The sequence below is a fragment of the Dellaglioa sp. CoH-57-MRSF-18 genome, from assembly GCF_056781995.1.
The window spans coordinates 1-604 of sequence record NZ_JBXAXX010000044.1; the positions used below are offsets into that span (position 1 = coordinate 1).

Annotated in this window: 1 protein-coding gene; it reads right to left on the minus strand. The window is 55.3% G+C overall.

What is annotated here, in order from left to right; translation table 11 throughout:
• The coding region (locus tag AC1RPG_RS07955; RefSeq protein WP_481762461.1) for a hypothetical protein at window positions 1-502 on the minus strand (502 nt) is incomplete at its 3' end.
• Window positions 503-604 lie beyond the last annotated feature (102 nt).

The following is a 604-nucleotide window of genomic DNA, read 5'->3' on the forward strand; positions in this document are numbered from 1 at the left end:
GCATCGGCATCTCTCCGTCCCACACCCTAAGTGCGTCGATTCCCTGAGCGCCGCGCGGCAAAATCACCTGCACGTCGAATCCAGTGCAGTGAGCACGCATAGGGCTGCTGAGCATATCCAGCTCACCGTTTCGCACCTGTACGTCGGTAACCACCAGCACCTGCCGGTGCCCCTTATACGGAGTGTAACCGCCGATGAAGTTACTGCCGAAGCAAATCGGGCAACTGGAATCGGCGTACCCTGTAAGACCTGTATCCATATCCCCAAGAACCTGATTGACCGTCTCTTCAAGAACAGGGCCGTTGTCACCAAATCCGTTTCCGTTGATTAGGTCTGCAAAGGGAATATCGTCAACATCTGCGGTGCTTGGTACCGCAATGTCAAACACGCCCTGATTTCGATTACGGCTATCGTATGGACTTGTTACAGTCGGGTCACGCACCACACGCTGCTGATTCTGATTGTAAGGCGTCACATTGAACTGGAATGAACCGGTCAACATCGAGTTGATGTCCCCAACGCTGGCCTTACCTTGTTCGTTCAGCAGACCGCTGATCCGCTTGCCGCGCGCGACGCACGTGCAGGGTCGGCCATTCGTGAGCTG